The organism is Vibrio sp. DW001 (assembly GCF_029016285.1).
Taxonomy (GTDB): Bacteria; Pseudomonadota; Gammaproteobacteria; order Enterobacterales; family Vibrionaceae; genus Vibrio.
This window is the reverse complement of the sequence record NZ_CP091975.1, coordinates 1777440-1800613: the sequence shown is the minus strand read 5'-3', so window position 1 is coordinate 1800613 and position 23174 is coordinate 1777440. Positions and strand designations below refer to the sequence as shown.

Genomic DNA, 23174 nt, shown 5'->3' with positions numbered 1-23174 from the left:
ATGAAAATACATCAATTTCAAGAAAGTCTACCGCCACCCGCCAATACCGTTGGTATCGTTGGTTGGGCAAGAAAGAACCTATTTAATGGCCCTGTAAATTCAGTATTAACCTTTGTTCTTGGCTATATTGCTTTTAACCTTATTTGGGCAATTGCTCAGTGGGCGTTTATTAATGCAGATTGGGTAGGTACAACCCGTGATGCGTGCTCCCGTGAAGGTGCTTGCTGGGTATTTATTAGTGTTCGCTGGAACCAGTTCATGTTTGGTTTTTATCCTCTCGAGGAGCTCTGGCGACCACAAATCTTCTACGCAACATTGGCTATTTTCATCGCTTTATTAGTCTATGAGAAGACACCTAAACGAACGTGGATCTGGTTAGTATTCGTAAACATCTATCCTTTTTTTGTTGGCGCTCTTCTTTATGGTGGTGTCTTTGGACTTGAGGTCGTTGATACTCATAAATGGGGTGGTTTACTGGTTACGTTGATTATTGCACTCGTTGGTATCGTTGTTTCGTTACCTATCGGTGTAGCACTAGCGCTTGGGCGTCGCTCTGATATGCCAATAATACGCAGTATGTGTACGGTATATATAGAGATGTGGCGCGGAGTTCCGTTAATCACTGTTCTATTCATGGCATCAGTTATGCTGCCCTTATTCCTTGCTGAAGGTTCAGAAACAGATAAACTTATTCGAGCGCTTATCGGTGTGGTTTTGTTTAGTGCGGCTTATATGGCAGAAGTTATTCGTGGTGGCTTACAAGCGATACCAAAAGGTCAGTATGAAGCCGCCGACGCATTAGGTTTAGGTTATTGGAGAAAAGTGGGATTAATTATTCTCCCTCAAGCTCTGAAGATCACTATTCCCTCGATTGTAAACACCTTTATCGGCCTATTTAAAGACACCAGTCTGGTACTTATCATCGGTATGTTTGACGTTTTGGGTATTGGTCAGTCGGCCAACAATGACCCGGAATGGTTGGGCTTTGCAAAAGAAAGTTATGTATTTGTCGCGTTAGTGTTCTGGGTATTTTGCTTTGGTATGTCGAGATATTCGATCTATCTAGAGAACAAGCTCAATACCGGTCACAAACGATAGCTAAAGATTCAAGGACGTATTATGACGCAGCAAGAAGATTATGTAATCCAATTAAAGAAGATGAACAAGTGGTATGGGGATTTTCACGTACTTAAAGATATTAACCTGAAGGTTAAAAAAGGCGAGAAAATTGTCATCTGTGGCCCGTCTGGATCGGGTAAGTCAACGATGATTCGTTGTATCAACCGTTTGGAAGAACACCAACAAGGCAAGATTATTGTTGCCGGCAATGAACTCACAGAAGATCTAAAAAACATCGAAGCCGTGCGTAAAGAAGTTGGGATGTGTTTTCAACACTTTAACCTTTTCCCACACCTTACGGTTTTAGAAAACTGTACGCTTGCACCTATTTGGGTGAAAAAGATGTCCAAGGCTGAAGCGGAAGAGATAGCGATGAAGTATCTCGAACGCGTTAAGATTCCGGATCAAGCAGAGAAGTATCCGGGCCAGCTTTCTGGCGGACAACAGCAACGTGTAGCGATTGCACGTTCATTGTGTATGAACCCTCAAATTATGCTGTTTGATGAGCCAACATCCGCACTCGACCCAGAGATGGTACGCGAAGTACTTGATGTTATGGTTGAGCTTGCAGATGAAGGTATGACCATGCTTTGTGTCACGCACGAAATGGGGTTTGCTAAAGAAGTAGCAGACCGAGTTATCTTTATGGACGTTGGTGAGATCATCGAGGAAAACAATCCTATTGATTTCTTTGAGAATCCAGAATCCGACCGCACTCGAAACTTCTTAAGTCAGATCTTGAGTCACTAGAGAAAGTAAGCGACAATGACCCAAGAGGCGGCTGATAGCCGCCTCTTGTATATAGACCTCTAACGCGGTAATAATTTGTTACATCTGCGGTTGGTAGTATCTTTATAATTTATTGCGTTTTTTTATATACTGTCTTATAACAAGGGTTGAATTTTGAAACTTTCACCCCAAAATATAGACTAAATAATTAGTCAGTTACCTTTTGAGGAAGATTATGAACAGTCCACTGGTGTCGCGTTCTTCAACGCAACCGAGCGCGATTCAAACGAACAAAGTATTGCGTAATACTTATTTCCTACTTTCAATGACGCTATTCACAAGTGCTATTGCAGCAGTTGTTACAATGGCTATTCAAATATCTCCAATGATGGCGATTGGTATGCAAGTCGCCGCTATTGGTATTCTGTTTTTTGTTATGCCTAAAGCTATTAACTCATCAGCGGGCGTTGTGTGGACGTTTGTTTTCACTACTTTAATGGGAGCGGCATTAGGTCCAATGCTCAACTATTATGCTGCGATGCCAAACGGTGCGGGCGTTATAGCTCAAGCATTAGGTATGACTGGCTTGGTAACGATGGGACTCTCTGCTTACGCTATCACATCGAAGAAAGATTTTTCATTCATGAGAAGTTTCTTGATGGCTGGGCTGATTATTGTCATCGTCGCCTCATTACTTAACATATTCTTTGTTCAATCATCAATGATGCATATTGTTATTAGTAGTGTATCTGCCATGGTTTTCTCTGGCTTTATTCTTTATGACACAGGCCGAATTGTTCGTGGCGAAGAAACAAACTACATCAACGCAACAATTTCGATGTACTTAAATATTCTTAACCTCTTTGTTAGTTTGCTTCACATTCTTGGTTTCTTGAATGATGACTAACCGATAAGACGAAAAATAAAAGCCCAGATACTTATCTGGGCTTTTTTGTTTGTGCAAAAAGCGGTATCTTTAGCTAAAAATTGCCATCGGAAAAAACCATGTTTGAATACAGCGGAAAACAGATACAGACAGATGCGGAAGGCTATCTACTCAACTTCGACGAATGGGAAAGAGGCATGGTTACTATACTTGCAGAAACAGAAGGGATAGAAATAACCGATGCGCACCTAGAGATAATCTTTTTTGTCCGTGCTTTTTATGAAGAATTTAATACCTCCCCTGCAATTAGAATGCTGGTAAAAGCAATGGCTAAAGAACATGGACCAGAAAAAGGGAACAGTAAATACCTATTTAAACTGTTTCGCAAAGGCCCTGCAAAACAAGCAACGAAATTAGCTGGCCTACCAAAACCAGCCAAGTGTCTGTAAATCGAGAATACTTTGGCGAGTATCAATAGAGTATATTAAAACCTTTGTACGACTTAAACGCTAGTTGTTGAGACAAGAGCTGATTAACAATCGACATTCTCGGCCCTTTTTTCAACCAGTCGTGCAACGATTCTATCGAGCTTTCATCTCCACAAGCGATCACCTCCACATCCCCGTTATCCAAATTTTTAGCATAGCCAGTTAATCCTCTTTTGTTGCCTTCATGACACGTGTGGTACCGAAAACCCACACCTTGAACAACACCGGATACAATAAATTTCATACAAACTTTAGCCATCGTACACTCTCCTTGGATAACGAATACCCTATTCTAGCGTCCTAATAATAACCTGTAATTATATTCCTATGTTTCTTTGTTGATTTTCTAATTACAATTCACCACAATACCGCTCCTTATTACTATTCAGGTAACACCATGACAGCTGCAATCTATCTTGAAAAAGGTCGAGACAAATCTTTAAGACGTAAACATCCTTGGATTTTTTCCCGTGGTGTGCATAAAGTCGAAGGAGAGCCTGAGCTTGGTGAGACCGTAAACGTGTTGGCACACAATGGCGAATGGTTGGCAAAAGCGGCCTATTCTCCAATATCACAAATCCGCGCGCGCGTCTGGAGCTTTCAAAAGGAAGAGATAGACACGGCATTTTTCGTTAGACGAATTCGACAAGCGCAATTATTAAGGGAAGAAACCATCCAGCGAGATGGCCTGACAGGTTATCGCCTTATTGCGGCTGAATCCGATGGTTTACCCGGCATCACAATAGACAGATATCAAAATTTCCTTGTTTGTCAGCTTTTGAGCGCGGGCGCAGAATACAATAAGAAACATCTTGTTGCAGCCCTAGTTGAGTGTTTTCCAAACTGCAGTGTTTATGAACGCTCTGACGTTGCGGTACGTAAAAAGGAAGGCCTGTGTGAAACAATGGGTGTACTTCATGGTGAGAAGCCTCCTGAGTCGGTTGTCATCGAAGAAAACGGTATAAAGATAAACGTTGATATCGTCAACGGCCATAAAACGGGTTTTTACTTAGACCAACGTGACAGTCGCCAGCGTTCAATGAAATATATGAAAAACAAAGATGTACTAAATTGCTTCTCTTACACGGGTGGCTTTGGTCTTTATGCATTAAAAGCAGGCGCTAAGCGTGTTATTAATGCTGACGTCTCTCAACCCGCACTTGATAACGCCAAATTAAACGCAGAATTGAACCAATTCGATATATCAAAAAAACGGGCTGTATTTCTTAACGCGGATGTATTCAAATTACTTAGAGAATACCGGGATCAAGGCACCAAATTTGATGTCGTTATTATGGACCCACCTAAGTTCATAAGCAGCCGTCAAAATATAACTTCAGGCGCGAAAGGCTACAAAGACATCAACATGCTTGCGATGCAGATCTTGAATCCCGGCGGAACCTTACTCACTTATTCTTGTTCAGGATTAATGAGCGCCGATCTTTTCCAGAAAGTCATCGCAGATGCGGCCGTAGATTCTGGTCGTAGCGTTAAGTTTATTGAACGTTTTGAACAAGCCGCCGATCACGTTATCGACACTGCCTACCCCGAAGGTTTTTATTTGAAAGGTTTTGCTTGTAAGGTGCTGTAGGTTAGACAATGACCAAAAATCATACCATTTACATTTGTTAGAATTCGATTCCTCAGGCCGTTCAAGACGTCCTGATTTGAATTACCAACGTAAAGAAGGGCTCCTAAGAGCCCTTCTTTACGTTGGTATGATACTAACATCTAGCCGTCGTAGGTGAATACTTTAGCCAATAATTCCGAGGTTAAATCAATGGTCGAACCATCAGTGTAAATAGTACTATCCAATTCTAAGGCAGACACACCATGCTCTAGAACAATCGTTTGACTACTCGCCTGATCATTGAACTGAATTTTAACATTATCACCATCAACAGTAACACTCGAAAGAATATCATCGATAGTATCAGCTTGGGCGTTGGATTCTAGCAGATCAGTTAAGTCAATTTTATCTGAATTCAATTGGAAGTCAGTAATAATGTCAGTACCTGAATCTACCGTGTCCGAAGACCAAATGAAAGTATCTGCACCATCACCTCCAGTAAGAATATCGTTACCTAGTCCGCCATCTAAGAAGTCATCACCCTTCCCTCCATATAGGGTATCATTTCCTTCTTCACCATATAACTTGTCCGCGCCACCTTGACCATACAAAGTATCATCACCTTCTCCACCATAAATAGTATCGCTATCACCACGTGGATCAGAATCAACATACAACAACTCTTCATTCGCTTTAATAAAGTCGTAAACCTCAGATTCTGTAGGCGCTGTTCCGTTTTGGGCCTCAAGATACGTTTCTAACGCCTCAATACCCGAACCGTCTGCAGGTTTTTCAACACCTGTTATTCCTGACCAATCCAAGTTGTCCGTATTTAGTACATCACCAAAGATAATGTCGTTCCCTTCATGTCCGTAAAGCGTATCCGAACTAACGTCAATCTCGGTTAACTCTGTTACTCCCGTATTCAAAGCAAGCTCTAATTCGTCATTACCGCTCACAATGTCAACTAGACCTAGTCCTGCCAGAACAACTGCTAGATTCGCTAGGTTAACCTGACCGCCCCCATAATTTGAAAGCCGTAGCCTATAAGTACCGACAGGCAAATCGGAAATACTTACGGATATGTTGTTTTTCTCAACACCATTTTGCGTTATAAGAGCTTGAGAATTAACCTTATTACCATCTGAGTCTATCAGCGACCAATCAGAACTCCCATTCCCTGTAATATGGGACAAATCAAACGAAATATCAGCACTATCGGAAACAAATATCTCTTCGGAAATAGCGGACTTGTTATTCCCAGCGACTTTGAGTACACCATCTTTTATTATGCCATCGCCATAAAACTCAAGGTCTCCTAAGCCTAAAGTAACTTCCTCAGTACCTGTGTTATCAAAATGGCGAAGCGTCTCGACGGAGATATCATCACCAACACCAATTGCCTTAACATCACTGACCGTACTTAACTGATTAAATGCCGTTATGGCTTGAGATATATCCCTTGGCTCTGTTGTTCCGCCAGAATTGTCATCCGGTGTCACCATCGTTGGTTCACCATCACTCAACAAGAAGGTCAGGTTGTGTGCATCAGAAGGCGGTAAGTCGGTGAAGTAGTTAGTGGCAGCCTCGAAGGCAGATACGTAATTGGTACCACCACCTGAGATAAGAGCATCAATAGCATCGTTAAATGCAGCGAAATTGCTTGCTGTTAAATTCGTAACTTCGACAGGCGACCCTGCCTCAGAACCAAATGGGATTAGCGTGACATTAATCTCTCCTGGGTGATCTTTCATTGACTCAATCAAATCGGTCAGTTTGTCTTGTACCGCTGACAACTTAGATTGTATTGAACCCGTTTCGAAAGCTTCCCCCATGCTGCCAGATACATCCACTAGCAAAGCTATATTGTAATCGTCTGCCTCAAGCACAACGCGAGTTTCGACGCCACCTAGATCACCAATTATGACATCATTGCTAATTGAACCATCAATATTATTGGTCTCGTTATCGCCAATATAAAGCGTAGGATCCGTATTAACCACGAAGGTTACTTCAGCAGTGTTCCCAGCAAGTCCTTGCGCGTCAATCGCGTGATATTCAATAGTCTCATTTGCCTGAGCATCCAGAACCTCAACACTATTAACGAGCATATTAGAATTGATTGAGCTCTGTGTGCTGCTCGTCGTATATATCTGTAGGCTTTGGATGCTATAGCCATTGTCCGCTGTAATAATCGCTTCAAAATTGCCTGAACCGGTATACACATCTGGATTCGTGGCGTCATTATAATCTTCTACTCTCGTAACAATATTGCCATTACCATCGACCATAGTAACGATTACATTGATTTGAGCATTAGGGTCATTACTGTCTGGATTATTGATATCGCTTTCATTATAGTGGCCCCATAAACTTCCAAACTCTATGGCGACGCTATTTACTTGTGCTCCACTTTCGCTGTAATCCACCTTAATATATTCAGGTTCCTGAACGTCAAGTTCGTTACTTCCACCTTCTGCACCGCTATCAACACCAAATCCAGATTCATTATTGCCACTATCATAGGTTAGCGATGTAGACTGTTCGTCAAGTCGACCGCTCGTGATTCGTACTTTGGCTTCTGTAACTGAGTCAGCACCATCTACGTACCCACCCATCGAACCGTTGTTGTCACCTAAATAAGACAATAACCCTTCTGAAGCTGTAAAACTCAATGAATCCAGAATGTCACCTGAAGAATTCGCCACATATCTGACCTGGCTGATGTCATCTATCTGTTGATCTTTGGCAATAGGCACATCGCTGTTTGCCAAAAATAATGTGCCGTGTTGTGGAACGGAGTCGATAATGACTTGCGTATCGCCACCGGTACTATCATCTTCTTCATCTGCAACGTTATTTTGTGCGCCGTTTTGACCGCCGTCGAAGCTAAATTCGACTTCTTTGCCTGCATCCGCTACTACAGTAAAGTCTTGTGCTGTCGGGGCGTCATTGACGGGCGAAATATCTGCAAAACTCAATGTCCCTTGAGTTTGAGCTACAACCAAACCGTCACTCACGGTGTACTGCGCGTTCGGTACGGATCCGGTATAATTTAGCTCTGGCATAAACTCGAATGACCCATCGGCATCGATTGTTAACTCGCCAACACCTGCAATGCTCAGCGCCTGACCAACCGTACCTGTCTTGCCGTCAAAACTGAATTCAGTCACCTTCAAATCGCTATGTGCATTGTCCACATCGGTGTCATTTGTCAACACATTGCCTATCGCTAACGTGTCTTCTGTGACCGCGATTGTTCCATCGTCGTTTGCAATTGGCGCATCGTTGACTGGCGCGACATTAATATAGACCGTCGCCGTGTCTGTGCCGCCATTTCCATCGCTCACTTCATATTGGAAGCTAGCCGGACCGGAATAGTTATCTGACGGTGTAAAGCTAATGGATGTTACATCACCAGTAACGCTGTCTTTAACTAGCGTCACTGTGCCATTTTCTACTTCAGATACACTGATAATAGACAACGTATCACCATCGATATCGCTATCGTTTGCTAACAATTGAGACGCTGTAAAGTCAATCGCATTATCTTCGTTCGTATCGAACCCTTCACTAACACGGATATTATCAATGTACGCACCTAAACTATTTGAAGCACCAAGTCCAGTGAAGCTCAATTGGCTATTGTCAGCAGGTGTGTTGAACGTGATGCTAACTGTCGACCAACCATTATTTAAGGTCGCCGACAACGATACCTCTGCGCCATCGTCAGAAATAAAACTTAGATTACCCTGAGCGTCAGAGTGAATTTGTACTGTTTGCCCTGCAAAAGTCACCTCCATATCACTATCGGCTTCGTGTCCTGGACGAGGTTTGTAATCGAAAACAAGTTGATAGTCAGAGTCGGGTGTATCTAGACTTCTAGACATTGTAACGATGTTATGAGCGTCAAGCTCTGCATGAGCTTCGCCTTCTGAGGCGGTTGATCCACCAACGCTACCAGACTGTATCTCTACGCCGTTAACTGACGTGTCCCAACCGTTATAGTTGTCGATAACCCCCCATGTATTGCCGGTAATATTGTGGCCATCTTCAAAGGTTTCCGTGAAAATGGTGTTGTTAAAATCGTCTGTGGCAATTGGTCCAACATTAACTGGTGGTACAAATAAGTCGACAATGCTGTTGTCGCTGCCTGTTTCAGAGCGGTTACCTGCCGGGTCTATCGCGTACGCATCAACGGTGATGGTTTCGCCATCAACGATCAAGCTTGCATCGAGATCCACACTCACCACACCATCGATGATATCCGCCTCACTCAACTTGATAGTCTGGGGCGTTCCATTGATGCTCACGACTAGGTTGTCCGTTTCAACGGCCACGTCCACTGGCAAGGTAATATTTACCGACACGGTCTCTTTCGCATCTTCGGCATTGATGTAACCTTGCTCGTCTAAATCTTGCTCACCGTCTTGGATAACAACCAATGGTGCGTTGTCGCCTAAGGTATCGCCGTCGCCGTCTGGTCCACCCGGTATTGTCAGGTCAACAATCGTGTTGTCTGTCCCCGTTTCAGAGCGGTTACCTGCCGGGTCTATCGCGTACGCATCAACGGTGATGGTTTCGCCATCAACGATCAGGCTTGCATCGAGATCCACACTCACCACACCATCGATGATATCCGCCTCACTCAACTTGATAGTCTGGGGCGTTCCATTGATGCTCACGACTAGGCTGTCCGTTTCAACGGCCACGCCCACTGGCAAGGTAATATTTACCGACACAGTCTCTTTCGCGTCTTCGGCATTGATGTAACCTTGCTCGTCTAAATCTTGCTCACCGTCTTGAATAACAACCAATGGTGCGTTGTCGCCTAAGGTATCGCCGTCGCCGTCTGGTCCACCCGGTATTGTCAGGTCAACAATCGTGCTGTCTGTCCCCGTTTCAGAGCGGTTACCTGCCGGGTCTATCGCGTACGCATCAACGGTGATGGTTTCGCCATCAACGATCAGGCTTGCATCGAGATCCACACTCACCACACCATCGATGATATCCGCCTCACTCAACTTGATAGTCTGGGGCGTTCCATTGATGCTCACGACTAGGCTGTCCGTTTCAACGGCCACGTCCACTGGCAAGGTAATATTTACCGACACAGTCTCTTTCGCGTCTTCGGCATTGATGTAACCTTGCTCGTCTAAATCTTGCTCACCGTCTTGAATAACAACCAATGGTGCGTTGTCGCCTAAGGTATCGCCGTCGCCGTCTGGTCCACCCGGTATTGTCAGGTCAACAATCGTGCTGTCTGTCCCCGTTTCAGAGCGGTTACCTGCCGGGTCTATCGCGTACGCATCAACGGTGATGGTTTCGCCATCAACGATCAAGCTTGCATCGAGATCCACACTCACCACACCATCGATGATATCCGCCTCACTCAACTTGATAGTCTGGGGCGTTCCATTGATGCTCACGACTAGGCTGTCCGTTTCAACGGCCACGTCCACTGGCAAGGTAATATTTACCGACACGGTCTCTTTCGCGTCTTCCGCATTGATGTAACCTTGCTCGTCTAAATCTTGCTCACCGTCTTGGATAACAACCAATGGTGCGTTGTCGCCTAAGGTATCGCCGTCGCCGTCTGGTCCACCCGGTATTGTCAGGTCAACTATCGTGTTGTCTGTCCCCGTTTCAGAGCGGTTACCTGCCGGGTCTATCGCGTACGCATCAACGGTGATGGTTTCGCCATCAACGATCAGGCTTGCATCGAGATCCACACTCACCACACCATCGATGATATCCGCCTCACTCAACTTGATAGTCTGGGGCGTTCCATTGATGCTCACGACTAGGCTGTCCGTTTCAACGGCCACGTCCACTGGCAAGGTAATATTTACCGACACGGTCTCTTTCGCGTCTTCCGCATTGATGTAACCTTGCTCGTCTAAATCTTGCTCACCGTCTTGAATAACAACCAATGGTGCGTTGTCGCCTAAGGTATCGCCGTCGCCGTCTGGTCCACCCGGTATTGTCAGGTCAACTATCGTGTTGTCACTGCCCTTGGCCGATTCGTTGCCTGCGGTGTCAATGATCATTGCGCTGGTGGTCAAGGTGGCGTTATCCGTCACCATTTCCGCTGGAATATCAAATGACACGGGCTCTGCATTGTCGGCTACATTTCCCGCCAACACCGTATACGGTACGGTCACGTCAGCTACACCGTCTACACTGCTACTGATGGTCAAATTCACAATGTCGCCTGCTTCAACACCGTCTGGCAGTGTCACGTGTACTTTCACGCCACCGTCTACCTTTGCGTCTTCCGCATTGATATAACCTTGCTCATCTAAATCTTGCTCGCCGTCTTGGATCACCACGACTGGGGCACCCGGTGCCACTAAATCAACAGCATGCTCACTATCACGGCTAGAAACAACGCTGCTAATACCATCTATTGACGTAACATTTACGGTAAATTCTTGGTCGACGGCCAAATCTGCACCGTCTACTGCAACGGACCAGTTACCGTTTTCATCAACGGTTGTTTCATAGGCTTTACTATTAATGACCATAGAAACAGGGTCACCTGATTGGATATCACCACCACGCGCTGTACCTGAAACCATGATTGGTGTTTGTGAATCTGCCGTCGTTTCGCTTTCTGCTATATTAATTACGTCATCGTCGGTTATTGCATTCACTGTGACTCTTCCCGCATCAGCGACAGGTTCTACCCAGAGCGTAGTCGTTGCCGTATCTTCGTTACCGTTCTCGTCTCTAATGGTATATTCGAAACTGGCTTCACCATTATAGTTTCTAGACGGTGTAAACTTAACGGCGATCACTTCACCTTGGTCATTTTCTACCAGCGATACACGCCCATGTACTGCGTTAGAAACGCCTACTAGTTCTAATACTCCTGCGGAAGAGGCATCATTACCGATCAAATCAGCGACATTAATTTCATATTCGGAATTGGTGTCTTGTCTTCTGTCTGTTCTATTCGCATCTTCTTGTAATACAAATGGGTCAGCAGGGTTCACTGTTAAAGGTGACGTAACTAAATATGCATCGTCTACTGCATTAATCGATTGAACTACTGCTGGGTCGATTACAGGCGACTCACTATTACCGTCAATATAAACCGTTTCCTCTTCACTGACATTGCCTTGCGAATCTTTAGAAACATAATTAAATGAGTCTGTTATCTCGGTTGCTATAACATCAGCCCCTTGAAATACAATATTGGAGTTACCAATGCCTTCTTCACCAGTCGACGGATCAATACCAGCACTCGTTGATACTCTAATTCCGGTAATTTCTTGACCTTCGCCTGCAGTGACAATGTAACTAAACTCACCCGTACCATTATATAAACTGACTAATTGGTCATCATCAAGAATGATAGGCTCTCCATACCCTTCTCCGTCGAACTCAACCCAAACAAGGATTTGTCCTTGCGCGCGATGGCCGTCATAATCATCAGAGCCGGATACTGCATTACTTGGGTCTCCTTCATAGTTCCCCCAAATACTACCAAAAGATAGCTCTACAGATTTAACGTCAACGGCTTCATCAATATCGCTGTAATCAACGTTTATAAATTCATTGTTCTTAACGTCGATCTCTTTATTATTTACGCCAAAGCCTTTTTCGCCTTTCCTATCATCATAATAAAGGTCAGCGGCTTCTGTCGTACCGTTCTCACCAAATACACCTGCTGATATAACGACACCTGAATCAAGGGAAATAGACCCATTGTCCTCACTATTTACGGGTACATCGCCGCTAATAACGTTCGAATCTAGATTCTCGACATATTCACTTGCATCAATACTGAATTGATCATTAACTTCTGTTTGGTCAAACGCTTCGTAAGTAATCGATTGTGTGTCGCTAACAATAATATTTCCGTCTGGGCCGGCTACTAACGGGTCTCCATTGTTGTCAACCAATTGCCCATATTTAGGAAGGTTGCCTTCTTCGATGACAACCGAGGTTTCAACGCCATTAAAATCATCTTCTGCGTCGCTAGTGTGTTGGTCGAATGTAAATGACTCATCAGCACCCACCGCAAATTCTTCGGCAGTAGGTGTATCACTCGTACCAGTGACGACAACCGTGACAGATTGACTCGTGCCATCTAATGTCCTAACAGTAAATGTTTCTGTTACCTGTTGCTCTGCTTCCAAACCTTGAACATTCGCGTCCTCGTTATTTAGAACATATGTCCATTGCCCTGTCTCATTATCAAAAGTGAACAGGCCATAGTCACCTTCTATAGGCTCTTGCGCAGCAAAACCTGATTCACCAGCATCAGGGTCGGCAACAGAAAGCGTACCAACGACAGAAACACCTTGTTCTCCATCATCGTAATTATCTTCTATCACCCCGCCTGAAATTGCTCCACTTATCACCGGGGCTTCACCCAAGTCATTGATATCAAGAGTCATTGAATCTGTGTCTAGGACGTTTTGACTGAGCGTTAAGTCTTTAACATCAACACTTACGTCCATACTTGAAAGGGATTCGAAGTCTAACGTTACACCCGCTTTAAGGTGTAACTCATAAGAACCGTCTGCGAGCTCAACAATAATGAAGTTATCTGCATCCGCACCTGATAGAGATAGTTCATTAATACCTTGCTGATCATCGGTAATATCAATATCAGCAACTCGGATAGTTCCATCGGTTGGCGTATTCTCATCGAGACTGTCCACGAAATTGGACAAAGTAACCGTAGGTGCTTGATTGATAAATTGCTGAAGCAATTGAAGTGATTGGGTTCTAGAAAGGCCTTGTGATTCGATACCTGTGGTATCAAAGGACGTAGAAGCCATTATCTCTAACGCATCTCGTACGACAACCGCCATAGGTGTCGTGGAAGAGCCTTCTGACAAACCCGCCGCAGGAGCGAACTCTTCATCCAACAGAGTGGGATCTTGTCCGTCTGCTAATTGCTCAAAAATTTGATCGATTTCATCCTGAACCGCTATCGGCACCCTATTGCCATCTTCTTCAACCAATTCCGCTTGGATAGCCGTATCAGACGTAATGGGATCTTCCCCTTTCGTCAACAGAACTTCTCCAGGCTTAACATCTTGAATATCGGTAATCGTTTTAAGATTGCCGTTTTTATCAATAACAATAAAAAATTTACTACCTGCGATAGCGCCAATAAGTGCGTTCATTTTCTCGATCCCTTCTGAGCAATTTAAGCATAAACAATGCCATCACTCTTATATAAGACAACTCTAAAATTGGTATTCTTCTAACCATTAAATTTAGCAGCAAAATGGAACCGAGGCCACACATCGAATGGGGTAATGCAACATATACGGATTTTTTTATGCCTGATTATTAATTTTGAGAATAAAACGCTCCGATTCATTACAAATAAAATCCTTTTTTCATAAAATCAACCTATTAAGGTTCAGGTTAGATTAACTAAATCATCAAAAAAATATAGTCAACAACGGTTTATAGGTCTAAAATTGAACGATAATGTTAATATTTAATGAATAAATTGTATTAATTCAAATTCCTTCGGGAAATTAAGCTATTATGATGCAAGTCTCAGATTTGAGACTGCATTTTTGCATACAATACCGCTATTCAAATGTAGGAGAACAATTTTGAAAAGGATTCCTTTAGCGCCTCTTGCTTGTTGTATTGCAATGAGTTTACCTGCTTATAGTCAATCATTAGAGCAAGCGATAGCAATAACCCTTACTTCAAATCCTGAAATTAGAAGTGTCTTCAACGATTACAAAAGCTATGTAGAGCAACGCAGATCTTCTGGTGGCAATTATTTACCAACCATCGATCTGGATGCTGGGATTGGTTATGAAAAGGTTAATCCCGCCACGGGCGACACAACAGAACTAACGAGAAAAGATGCAACCTTAAGCCTTACTCAGTTACTTTGGGATGGTTCTTCCACCCTCAATGATATGGATAGAACGGCTGCGGAAGCTGAGTCCATGCGGTATCAATTAATTGCAGACTCTCAAGATAAAGCGTTAGAAGTCACAAGTGTTTACCTCGATGCAGTAAAGGCAAAAGAAGTCCTTACCCTTTCTGAAGACAATCTGAAAACCCATAAACGTATCTATAAAGATATAAAAAGACGGGTTGAATCAGGTATAGGCTCTACGGCCGATTTGTCACAGGTAGAGGCTCGTCTAGCCAATGCTCACAGCAATTTACTTGCTGCACAAAACAATATCTTTGATACACACACTCAGTTTACACGCATTGTTGGTCAGACCCCACAAGGGTTAGTATTCCCTCGAGCGGATCAAAACGCACTGCCTCTGTCCCTAGAAGAAGCGACGGTTACCGCTGAAGAAAATCACCCTGTGATTAAAATCGCGGCTTCAGATGTTGAGGCGGCAAAATATCAATATAAGCAAGCTGAAGGCACGAATTATCCTACGTTCTCTATTGAAGCAGCCCAAACTTGGTATGACGATGCGGCAGGAGAAGTCGGTAATCGTGATGAGCTATCTGCTATGTTACGTATGCGATACAACCTCTACAATGGTGGTTCAGACTCTTCAGAACAAGATCGCATGGCTTATCAACTAAACAAAGCAAAAGACTTACGAGATAACTCTCATCGTCAACTTGCAGAGAGCTTAAGGCTTTCTTGGAGTGCTTTGGATCTAACCTTACAGCAAAAAGAATTTCTTGCAGACCACGTAGATTCAGCTTCGGATACCGCTATTGCTTATGAAAAACAATATCGTATCGGTCAACGAACACTACTTGATGTACTCAATACTGAAAATGAGTTGTTTGAAGCACGCAAAGAATACTTAAACGCAAACTACGGTGAGCAGTATGCTAAATTCAGAGTACTCAATGCCTGTGGTATTTTATTGGATTCATTGATGGTGGACACACCTGATGAATGGAAACAAGAAGCGGATTATTAAGGAGGGATTAAATGAAATATTCTATGATTCTGTTGTCTCTACTCGCCGCTGGTTTCACGTTGTCAGCACAGGCGAAAGATCAATACGATTACATTGAAACGCCAACTGCCGACCAAATCGCCGATTTGCAAGATGATGATCGCGATGGTGTTATCAATGCAAGAGACAAGTGTGCAGATACTAAACGCGGATCAGAGATTGACAACGATGGCTGCGGTGCAGAGGTGAAGGCAGCCAACGAATTCGAGCTCAAGATATTATTTGAAAATGACTCGTCATTAATCAGCTCAGCATTCATCAATGAAATTGGTAGTATGGCCGAGTTTTTGAGTCAGTTCCCTGAGACTTCCATAGAATTGCAAGGATATGCAAGTAAAGTTGGAGATCCTGAATACAATCTTGCACTGTCGAAAGAAAGAGCCAACCAAGCAAAACAAAGTCTAGTCGATGCAGGTATTAGCCCTGATCGCGTGAAAATAGTTGGGTACGGCGCTTCTGGTTTAGTTGATGATGGCGAGTCTGAACTGTCTCACGCACTTAACCGACGAGTAGTGGCAACTGTGGTTGGTTATAACAGCAAAATCCTAGAAGAATGGACTATCTTTTCTCGCAAGAGACGGTAGAAGTTCAATTATCTAGATAATCAAGATTAATGGTCCTACTGTATAGCACAGCAGGACCTTTTTTTGTGGTTCATAGTAATATGCGGACCATCTTGCACACGTTAAGGTTTGGGCTATTCATATTAACCGTTAAAAAAGTGTACGGTTGATCATCGCTGTTACAGAAAGCACAAATATCGCTGTTAAACTTGAATATCCAGAGTCGATGAGAGAATATTTGTCCGTCATAATTCGCTTTCTTGTCGACTCAATCACCTTCTTCGTTGAATATTGGTTAGTTGGTCTAATTATTGTGCTTCTAAATCCTTGAGATCCCAGCAACCAAATAGGAGGGTCTATGCTCTATATTCAATCAACTATCACTATAATCGTGTTTGGTTTTTTACTAACGGCCTGCGCGAGTAAAAATCAGAGCACTAAACTTTCTAATTCAGCTCAATCTGTCTTTATAGAAGAAAGCAATGTCATATATAAACAGTCTTACAACACGTGGCAAGGTACGCCATATAAATATGGCGGCACAAATAAAAATGGCATTGATTGCTCAGCATTCGTTCAAGCAATTTATTTAGAATCAGAAAATCAGTATTTACCAAGAACAACATATGAGCAAAGTAAATTGGGCGTAGAAATAAAACTGGGCCAAGCACAAAGCGGCGATTTAGTGTTTTTTAAAACGGGCAGAAAAGAGAGACATGTTGGAATCTATTTGGGCGACAACAAATTTATGCATGCTTCTACTTCAAAAGGAGTGATTATTTCAAGATTAAACAATCCCTACTGGGCCTCCGTTTTTTGGCAAGTGAGAAGAATCTAACTAATCGTATTTTGCGATAGCACTATCAAACAGGTTTTTCATTAATGCAATATATTCGTCAAGAAATATAATCTGATCATTTGTCGATTTTCTAGTCCAAGCACCCGCCAGTACTTCGGCCAAGTCAGCTAGTACAAGATCAGCTTCTTTCAATAGCTTAAATCTCACACTTGAGTGGAGTTCAGGGTTTTGTTCGAATATCGCCATGATATTGGATGCCATCATATCCGTAACAACATCTTCAACCGTTTCTTCTCCCGTGTCCCCTCCCTTCGAAGTAAACACATTCAAATTAAAAGTTAAGTGTTCTATTAGTGCTATATATCCGTCAGTATCTACTACCACTTCTTAACTCCAAAATATTGATCACAAATATTAATTGAAATAACGACTAAACTTAGTTTAATTCATACAAATCGATGTTACCACCCATTCAGTAAAACTAAATATCACTATCTTTAGCTTATACAAGCTTATGTGTGTGAACAATATAGAGTATGTGACTGAGGTAACGTTAACAAAGCACGACTTTCACTCATTAAGTAACACCTTTTGAGTTTGGTTAGCAAGTAACCTCTTAAACACTAGAGATTTGGTTCTCTTTTGTAAAATTGTTCTAGACTATTCATATTAGCACTCATCATAACGAGGTCATCTATGTGGCAGGCAATTGCGCAACAACTTTCGGATACCCTTCTATTTGATTTTAAGATAGTTGAGAAATCAAAACTAAGTGGCGGTGATATCAGCGAATGTTATATGGTGAGTGATGGAGAACAACGTTACTTTGTTAAGAGCAATTCACGCGAATTTTTCAATCGATTTGAAGTCGAGGCAGAAAACCTCCAAAAATTAAGACAAACTGGCACAGTTTATGTACCTGAATTGGTTCATATTGGTAAGAGTAAGCATAATGCATTTATCATTTTGAATTACGTCCCAACGAAACCAATCGATGACGGCAAATCGAGTTATAAATTTGGCGTCGAACTCGCCAAACTCCATTTATGGGGCGAGCAAAAAGAATATGGATTCGATACGGAAAATTTTATAGGTGCTACCCTCCAGCCCAATGCTTGGAACAAGAAATGGTCCCGTTTTTTCTCTGAGCAACGAATTGGCTGGCAGTTGCAATTGCTGGCTGAAAAAAGGATAAGCTTCGGTGACATCAATGATATTGTTTCTCGAGTAAACCGTCTGCTCTCTAGTCACAATCCTAAGCCTTCTTTATTACACGGTGACTTATGGTCTGGGAATGTAGCAAACACACCATTTGGGCCGATATGCTATGACCCAGCCTGTTATTGGGGTGATAGTGAATGCGACATCGCGATGACTGAGCTCTTTGAAGGGTTCAAGACAGAATTCTATCAAGGGTACCAGAGTATATTGCCTATTGAGGCAGGTTACAGTAAGAGAAAAAACATCTACAATCTCTACCATATCCTGAATCACTGCAACTTATTTGGTGGTCACTATTTGGAAGAAGCCGAACGAATTATATCTGAAATAGTTCAAGACGACTGATTTGCCAGAACACGTTCTACCGTATCTACGATGGCTTGAGTTTGCGGGTCAAACTCAATATTGACGTTGTCTGCTATCTGCCTTTCACCAAACAGCGTTCTTTGCATTGTTTCTGGTATTAGGTGCACGCAGAATTCATTCTTATTTACGTCGCCAATAGTAAGTGAACAGCCATCTATGCCAATATATCCTTTGGGTAGGACATATTTCATCTTGTCTTCAGGAATGCGGAACCAAATTGTCCTATTATTTTCGCTTGTCTTTATATCGCTAATCATCGCGGTAAGAGCAATATGACCTGACATGTTGTGTCCACCAATCTCGTCTCCAAATTTGACTGCTCGTTCTATGTTAACTCGGTCGCCTTCATTTAAGAGTCCGAGGTTTGTCTGTTTTAATGTTTCCTGCATCAAGTCAAATGAGACTAAGTTACCTTGAACTTGAGTAACCGTTAGACAACAACCATTATGAGCAATAGACGCACCAGTTTTTAGTTCAGCAAGCATGACCTCATCCAATGCAACAACATGGGTTTGAAATGATTCTTTCTTCTTTATCGATACCACTGGGGCGGTACCTAACACTATTCCTGTAAACATCGTAAATCCTAATAAAAATATTTGCTTTTTTTTGCATTAAAGGTGATTTCCCATGGCTAGCATGATGACATTTCTTTATCATGCTAGCCAGTCACTTAAAGAACCGATATTCATCTGGAGAAGTACTTGCAACGTTATAAGAGTGAAGCAAAAAAATTGATCTCATTGGCAACACCTGTTTTGCTCGCGTCGGTCGCACAATCAGGCATGGGCTTTGTCGATACTGTAATGGCTGGTGGTGTAAGTGCAACAGACATGGCCGCCGTTGCCGTGGCTTCCAGTATATGGTTTCCCACTATCTTGTTTGGCGCAGGTTTGTTAATGGCACTTGTTCCTGTCGTCGCTCAACTAAACGGTGCAGGAAAAGTCAAAAAAGTTCCGTTTGAGATTTATCAAGGGTTTTGGTTGTCACTTTTCCTGACGATGCCTATCGTCGCCGTCTTATTGCAGGCGCAATTTATCCTTTCACTAATGGACATTGACCCACTAATGGCCGAAAAAACGATCGGCTATCTACACGCGATTATTTGGTCGGTGCCCGCTTTCTTGCTTTATCAAACCCTGAGAAGCTTTACTGACGGAATGGCCGCAACGAAACCAGCAATGATTATCGGTTTTATTGGGCTTGGCGCAAACATTCCGCTTAACTGGGCCTTTGTGTATGGTAAGTTTGGTCTACCTGCACTTGGTGGTGTGGGTTGTGGTGTCGCAACGGCTATCGTATTTTGGCTGATGTTTATATCCATGCTAGTTTATATTCTCGTCTCTTCTAAACTAAAACAGGTTCAGCTGTTTTCTCATCCATATAAAGCAGTATGGGCTTCTCAAGTCCGGTTGTTTAAACTGGGGCTTCCCGTTGCGCTTGCCTTGTTTTTCGAGGTCTCATTATTCGCAATAGTCGCTTTGCTTGTCGCACCTTTAGGTGCAACGGTAGTAGCGGCTCATCAAGTTGCTATTAACTTTTCATCCTTAGTCTTTATGTTACCATTAAGTATCGGAATCGCGGCGAGTATTCAGGTTGGTCATCGATTAGGGCAAGAGAACATAGATGGCGCTAAAGTTACTTCACATGTCGCTCTTTTTATGGGGTTTGCCTGCGCTGTTTTCACTGGTATCTTCACCATTTTATTTAGAGAACAAATAACTGAACTATATACCTCAGACAGCAGTGTTGCCGTTATTTCAACCCAACTGCTCATTATCGCCGCTATCTATCAAATTACCGACTCAGTTCAGGTGATAGGTGGAGGAATATTACGGGGCTATAAGGACATGAAAGCCATCTTTACCTGTACTTTTATTGCCTATTGGATGCTCGGACTACCAACCGGTTATGTGTTGGCGGCCACCGATATTGTCGTTGAACGAATGGGCGTATATGGTTACTGGATTGGGTTTATCATTGGCTTAACCAGTGCGGCTATTATGTTAAGCGTACGATTACGTTGGATGCATAAACAAGATGTCGAGATACAACTTGAATTTGCATCTCGTTGACACAGCACAAATGTAATCTAGCGCGAAAACAAGGCGTTGAATTATCTATACGCCTTGTTTTCTGCGAGTCAAAAATGGAAAATAATGTAAAGGAAATGTTTATTATTTTGTATGATTAACTTGAAAAACTAGGCATGTGTTCTCATTTTTACAATCTTCTTACCTAAACATTAATATGCTTGATAGTCGCCGCCTTCCGATTCTTCTAGTATTCTCTCTCCGACATAAAAAAGAGCTATGCTAATGCCAGACAATGTTGCCGTTACCGTGTCCGGAATTAAAGGTACCAGCCACTATAGATTGACTCGAAAATCGGTATTACGAATAAAACTGCTGATACTTTCTTTTTTTATCGCATTATTTTTTCTTTGCAGTTCTGTTGTTAGCCTAGTTGAAAAAATCAAGCTCTCGCGCCACCAGCAGGTATTGTTAGAACTTCAATCTCTAGATTTGAATAGCCAGTTAAACAACTACTTATCACTTAGGATTAGACTAGAAAATGACATATCCGTCAAAGAAGAACAACTATCGTTAGTCGAGAGTCGACTAAATGAAATTGAAACCTATTTAGGTAGTAATAATACCGAACTTGATATCGAAACAAGATTAGATATTGCTGCAATTAACACCGCAGTTCGCGTGGCAATATTGAAATTAATACCAAATGGCGCACCAGTCAAAGGACCTACATCATCAGCATATGGTATGAGAATTCACCCCATTACAAAAAAAAGAACATTGCATAAAGGGTTAGATTTTGCTGTAAATACTGGCACTGAGATAATAGCGCCAGCTGATGGCGTCATTGAGTGGACACGGAAAAGCAACAAAGGGTCAGGGAATTTTATACGTATAATACATTCATTCGGTATTACCTCTTCATACTCTCATATGAAATCGTTCAAGGTGAAATCAGGACAGTTTGTAAAGAAAGGTGACCTTATTGGTTACACTGGAAATACAGGAATTACCTCAGGACCTCACCTACATTATGAAATCCGTTTTGTTGGACGAGCTCTCGACCCAATGCCGTTTATAAACTGGAACATCGATAATTTTGAAACCGTATTCAATAATCAGAAGGGAATACCATGGGATTTTTTGATAAAAGCAGTAGAACAACAAGTAAGCTTGGCACTACAACTCTAATTGCCGAAGGAGCCGTCCTTATCGGTGAAATAGCACTAACGAGCAATATACAAATTGATGGTAAAATTACCGGAACGTTGCGTACTGATGCGCATGTAACCATCAGTCCAACTGGACACGTAAATGGTTCAATATTCGCTGATAAAGCTTTCATTAATGGGAGCTTTGAAGGCGAAATCTTCGCCAGTAGCGTAGAAATATTGAAGAGCGGCTATCTAAAAGGCGATGTTACTTGCACAGATCTGACCATACAAAAAGGTGGTTTATTTCTCGGTACATCTAAAACTGTCTCGTCTGAGGACGTTGTCACGTTGTCTTCAAATAAAGGCAAGAGTAATGGCTCAACTACAATGGTAAAAGATAAAGCAGCAGTATAGAGACTATTTTGCTTCTATCATTCAGGTTTTCTCACTCTCAAAAAGCGTGCGAACCTTGGTAGATCATTGCTTGTGTAACCGTTGTAACGAAATGTGACTCGTTCACCCAACGCTGGTGGATTAGCCCGTATTTTATCTGACAAGCCAGAACCTACTGAAAGTATTTTTCCATTATCCAACTTCAGAACAAGCGCACCAACTAACCCATCATATTTACCGTTGCCATTCTTATACGCGATGATTGTACCTTCACTATCCATATGTCTTTTTATTTTCACAGGTTTTGTCACTCTGATCTGGTCAGTATCTACTTTTCTCAGCATCAAGCCTTCCCCCCCTAACTGTTCCGTTTGATCTAATAACTCGACGAGCTCTGAATGAGAAGAAACAGCCCTCTGTTTTATAACGCGAATATGTTGGCTTTGTAAACGGTCAACTAGCTTCAAAAGTTGAAGGTACTGTTGCTTATACTCTCGATAGTCATTAGGTAGGCCAAACAACATAAACTGTATTTCTGACCAATCATGAAGTTGGGGTTCAATGTCCAAAACGGTTTTTTGAACAAAGTTAAATCGCCCTCTTCCCGCCCACAATTCCCCCTCGATACTAAAATTGGGTAACTCACGAGTAAACCATTCTGGCGCCGAGATTTTATTCCCCTTTCTCGTGAGTAATTCTTTTCCCGTCCAAAGTGCGCGGATACCATCTAGCTTTTCACTTACCCAATAGTATCCTGACGCGAACACCTCATCTTGCAACGATAATTTGTTTGACGAGATCTCGTCTTGATTCGCCAATGACTTAGTTGGTAATAATGTTGCGCAGATGCAACAAGAAAGGAATGAAACAGTGCAGACTTTTGACATCACGGTTAACTCATTAAATAAAATTCGATATT

Annotated in this window: 17 protein-coding genes; 12 read left to right on the top strand and 5 right to left on the bottom strand. The window is 42.6% G+C overall.

Features of this window, described 5'->3' with window-relative positions; all coding sequences use genetic code 11:
- From L3V77_RS08340 to L3V77_RS08325, 4 genes are all read left to right on the top strand, one after another.
- Positions 1 to 1098, top strand: a complete 1098-nt coding sequence (locus L3V77_RS08340) for an amino acid ABC transporter permease (RefSeq protein ID WP_275136587.1) — start codon at positions 1 to 3, stop codon at positions 1096 to 1098.
- A gap of 21 nt (positions 1099 to 1119) precedes the next feature.
- Positions 1120 to 1869 (top strand): amino acid ABC transporter ATP-binding protein, encoded by a 750-nt coding sequence (locus L3V77_RS08335; protein ID WP_275136586.1) that lies wholly within the window; start codon positions 1120 to 1122, stop codon positions 1867 to 1869.
- A gap of 214 nt (positions 1870 to 2083) precedes the next feature.
- Positions 2084 to 2755 carry a Bax inhibitor-1/YccA family protein gene (locus L3V77_RS08330; RefSeq protein WP_275136585.1) on the top strand — a complete coding sequence of 224 codons (672 nt, stop codon included), beginning with the start codon at positions 2084 to 2086 and terminating at the stop codon, positions 2753 to 2755.
- A gap of 98 nt (positions 2756 to 2853) precedes the next feature.
- On the top strand, positions 2854 to 3183 hold the full coding sequence (locus L3V77_RS08325; RefSeq protein WP_275136584.1) for a TusE/DsrC/DsvC family sulfur relay protein: 330 nt from the start codon (positions 2854 to 2856) through the stop codon (positions 3181 to 3183).
- A 22-nt stretch (positions 3184 to 3205) separates the two neighbouring features.
- Here the strand turns inward: L3V77_RS08325 and yccX are convergent, their stop codons facing one another.
- Positions 3206 to 3481, bottom strand: a complete 276-nt coding sequence (gene yccX / locus L3V77_RS08320; RefSeq protein WP_275136583.1) for an acylphosphatase — start codon at positions 3479 to 3481, stop codon at positions 3206 to 3208.
- Positions 3482 to 3619: 138 nt separating this feature from the next.
- Here yccX and L3V77_RS08315 point away from each other — a divergent pair, with 138 nt between their 5' ends.
- Positions 3620 to 4813, top strand: a complete 1194-nt coding sequence (locus tag L3V77_RS08315) for a class I SAM-dependent methyltransferase (RefSeq protein ID WP_275136582.1) — start codon at positions 3620 to 3622, stop codon at positions 4811 to 4813.
- 140 nt (positions 4814 to 4953) lie between these two features.
- On the opposite strand, the gene L3V77_RS08310 is transcribed toward L3V77_RS08315, so the two are convergent.
- Positions 4954 to 13938, bottom strand: coding sequence for a cadherin-like domain-containing protein (locus L3V77_RS08310; RefSeq protein WP_275136581.1), 8985 nt, complete (start codon positions 13936 to 13938; stop codon positions 4954 to 4956).
- Positions 13939 to 14424: 486 nt separating this feature from the next.
- Here L3V77_RS08310 and L3V77_RS08305 point away from each other — a divergent pair, with 486 nt between their 5' ends.
- The 3 genes from L3V77_RS08305 to L3V77_RS08295 all read left to right on the top strand — a co-directional run bounded on the left by L3V77_RS08305 (position 14425) and on the right by L3V77_RS08295 (position 17127).
- Positions 14425 to 15687, top strand: a complete 1263-nt coding sequence (locus tag L3V77_RS08305) for a TolC family outer membrane protein (protein WP_275136726.1) — start codon at positions 14425 to 14427, stop codon at positions 15685 to 15687.
- A gap of 23 nt (positions 15688 to 15710) precedes the next feature.
- Positions 15711 to 16310, top strand: a complete 600-nt coding sequence (locus L3V77_RS08300) for an OmpA family protein (protein WP_275136725.1) — start codon at positions 15711 to 15713, stop codon at positions 16308 to 16310.
- A gap of 337 nt (positions 16311 to 16647) precedes the next feature.
- Complete coding sequence (locus L3V77_RS08295; RefSeq protein WP_275136580.1) at positions 16648 to 17127, top strand: NlpC/P60 family protein; 480 nt, start codon at positions 16648 to 16650, stop codon at positions 17125 to 17127.
- Here L3V77_RS08295 and L3V77_RS08290 read toward each other — a convergent pair whose 3' ends face one another.
- A complete protein-coding gene (locus tag L3V77_RS08290; protein WP_275136579.1) occupies positions 17128 to 17472 on the bottom strand; it encodes a DUF3802 family protein in 345 nt (114 codons plus the stop codon).
- A gap of 312 nt (positions 17473 to 17784) precedes the next feature.
- Between L3V77_RS08290 and L3V77_RS08285 the strand changes: the two genes are divergently transcribed.
- The gene (locus tag L3V77_RS08285) at positions 17785 to 18654 is read left to right on the top strand and encodes a fructosamine kinase family protein (protein WP_275136578.1); all 870 of its coding nucleotides are present in this window, start codon (positions 17785 to 17787) and stop codon (positions 18652 to 18654) included.
- Here the strand turns inward: L3V77_RS08285 and L3V77_RS08280 are convergent.
- A complete protein-coding gene (locus tag L3V77_RS08280; protein ID WP_275136577.1) occupies positions 18642 to 19253 on the bottom strand; it encodes a riboflavin synthase subunit alpha in 612 nt (203 codons plus the stop codon). The two genes, L3V77_RS08285 and L3V77_RS08280, sit on opposite strands and share 13 nt — an antisense overlap.
- 126 nt (positions 19254 to 19379) lie before the next feature.
- On the opposite strand from L3V77_RS08280, the gene L3V77_RS08275 reads away from it, so the two are divergent.
- The 3 genes from L3V77_RS08275 (at position 19380) to L3V77_RS08265 (ending at position 22276) form a co-directional block, all read left to right on the top strand.
- Positions 19380 to 20750, top strand: a complete 1371-nt coding sequence (locus L3V77_RS08275) for an MATE family efflux transporter (RefSeq protein WP_275136576.1) — start codon at positions 19380 to 19382, stop codon at positions 20748 to 20750.
- 243 nt (positions 20751 to 20993) lie between these two features.
- Entirely contained in the window at positions 20994 to 21899 is a 906-nt protein-coding gene (locus L3V77_RS08270; RefSeq protein WP_275136575.1) for a M23 family metallopeptidase, read from the top strand.
- On the top strand, positions 21842 to 22276 hold the full coding sequence (locus L3V77_RS08265) for a polymer-forming cytoskeletal protein (protein ID WP_275136574.1): 435 nt from the start codon (positions 21842 to 21844) through the stop codon (positions 22274 to 22276). Before L3V77_RS08270 ends, L3V77_RS08265 begins: the two co-directional genes overlap by 58 nt.
- Positions 22277 to 22293: 17 nt before the next feature.
- Here the strand turns inward: L3V77_RS08265 and L3V77_RS08260 are convergent, their stop codons facing one another.
- The gene (locus L3V77_RS08260) at positions 22294 to 23142 is read right to left on the bottom strand and encodes a DNA ligase (RefSeq protein ID WP_275136573.1); all 849 of its coding nucleotides are present in this window, start codon (positions 23140 to 23142) and stop codon (positions 22294 to 22296) included.
- Positions 23143 to 23174 lie beyond the last annotated feature (32 nt).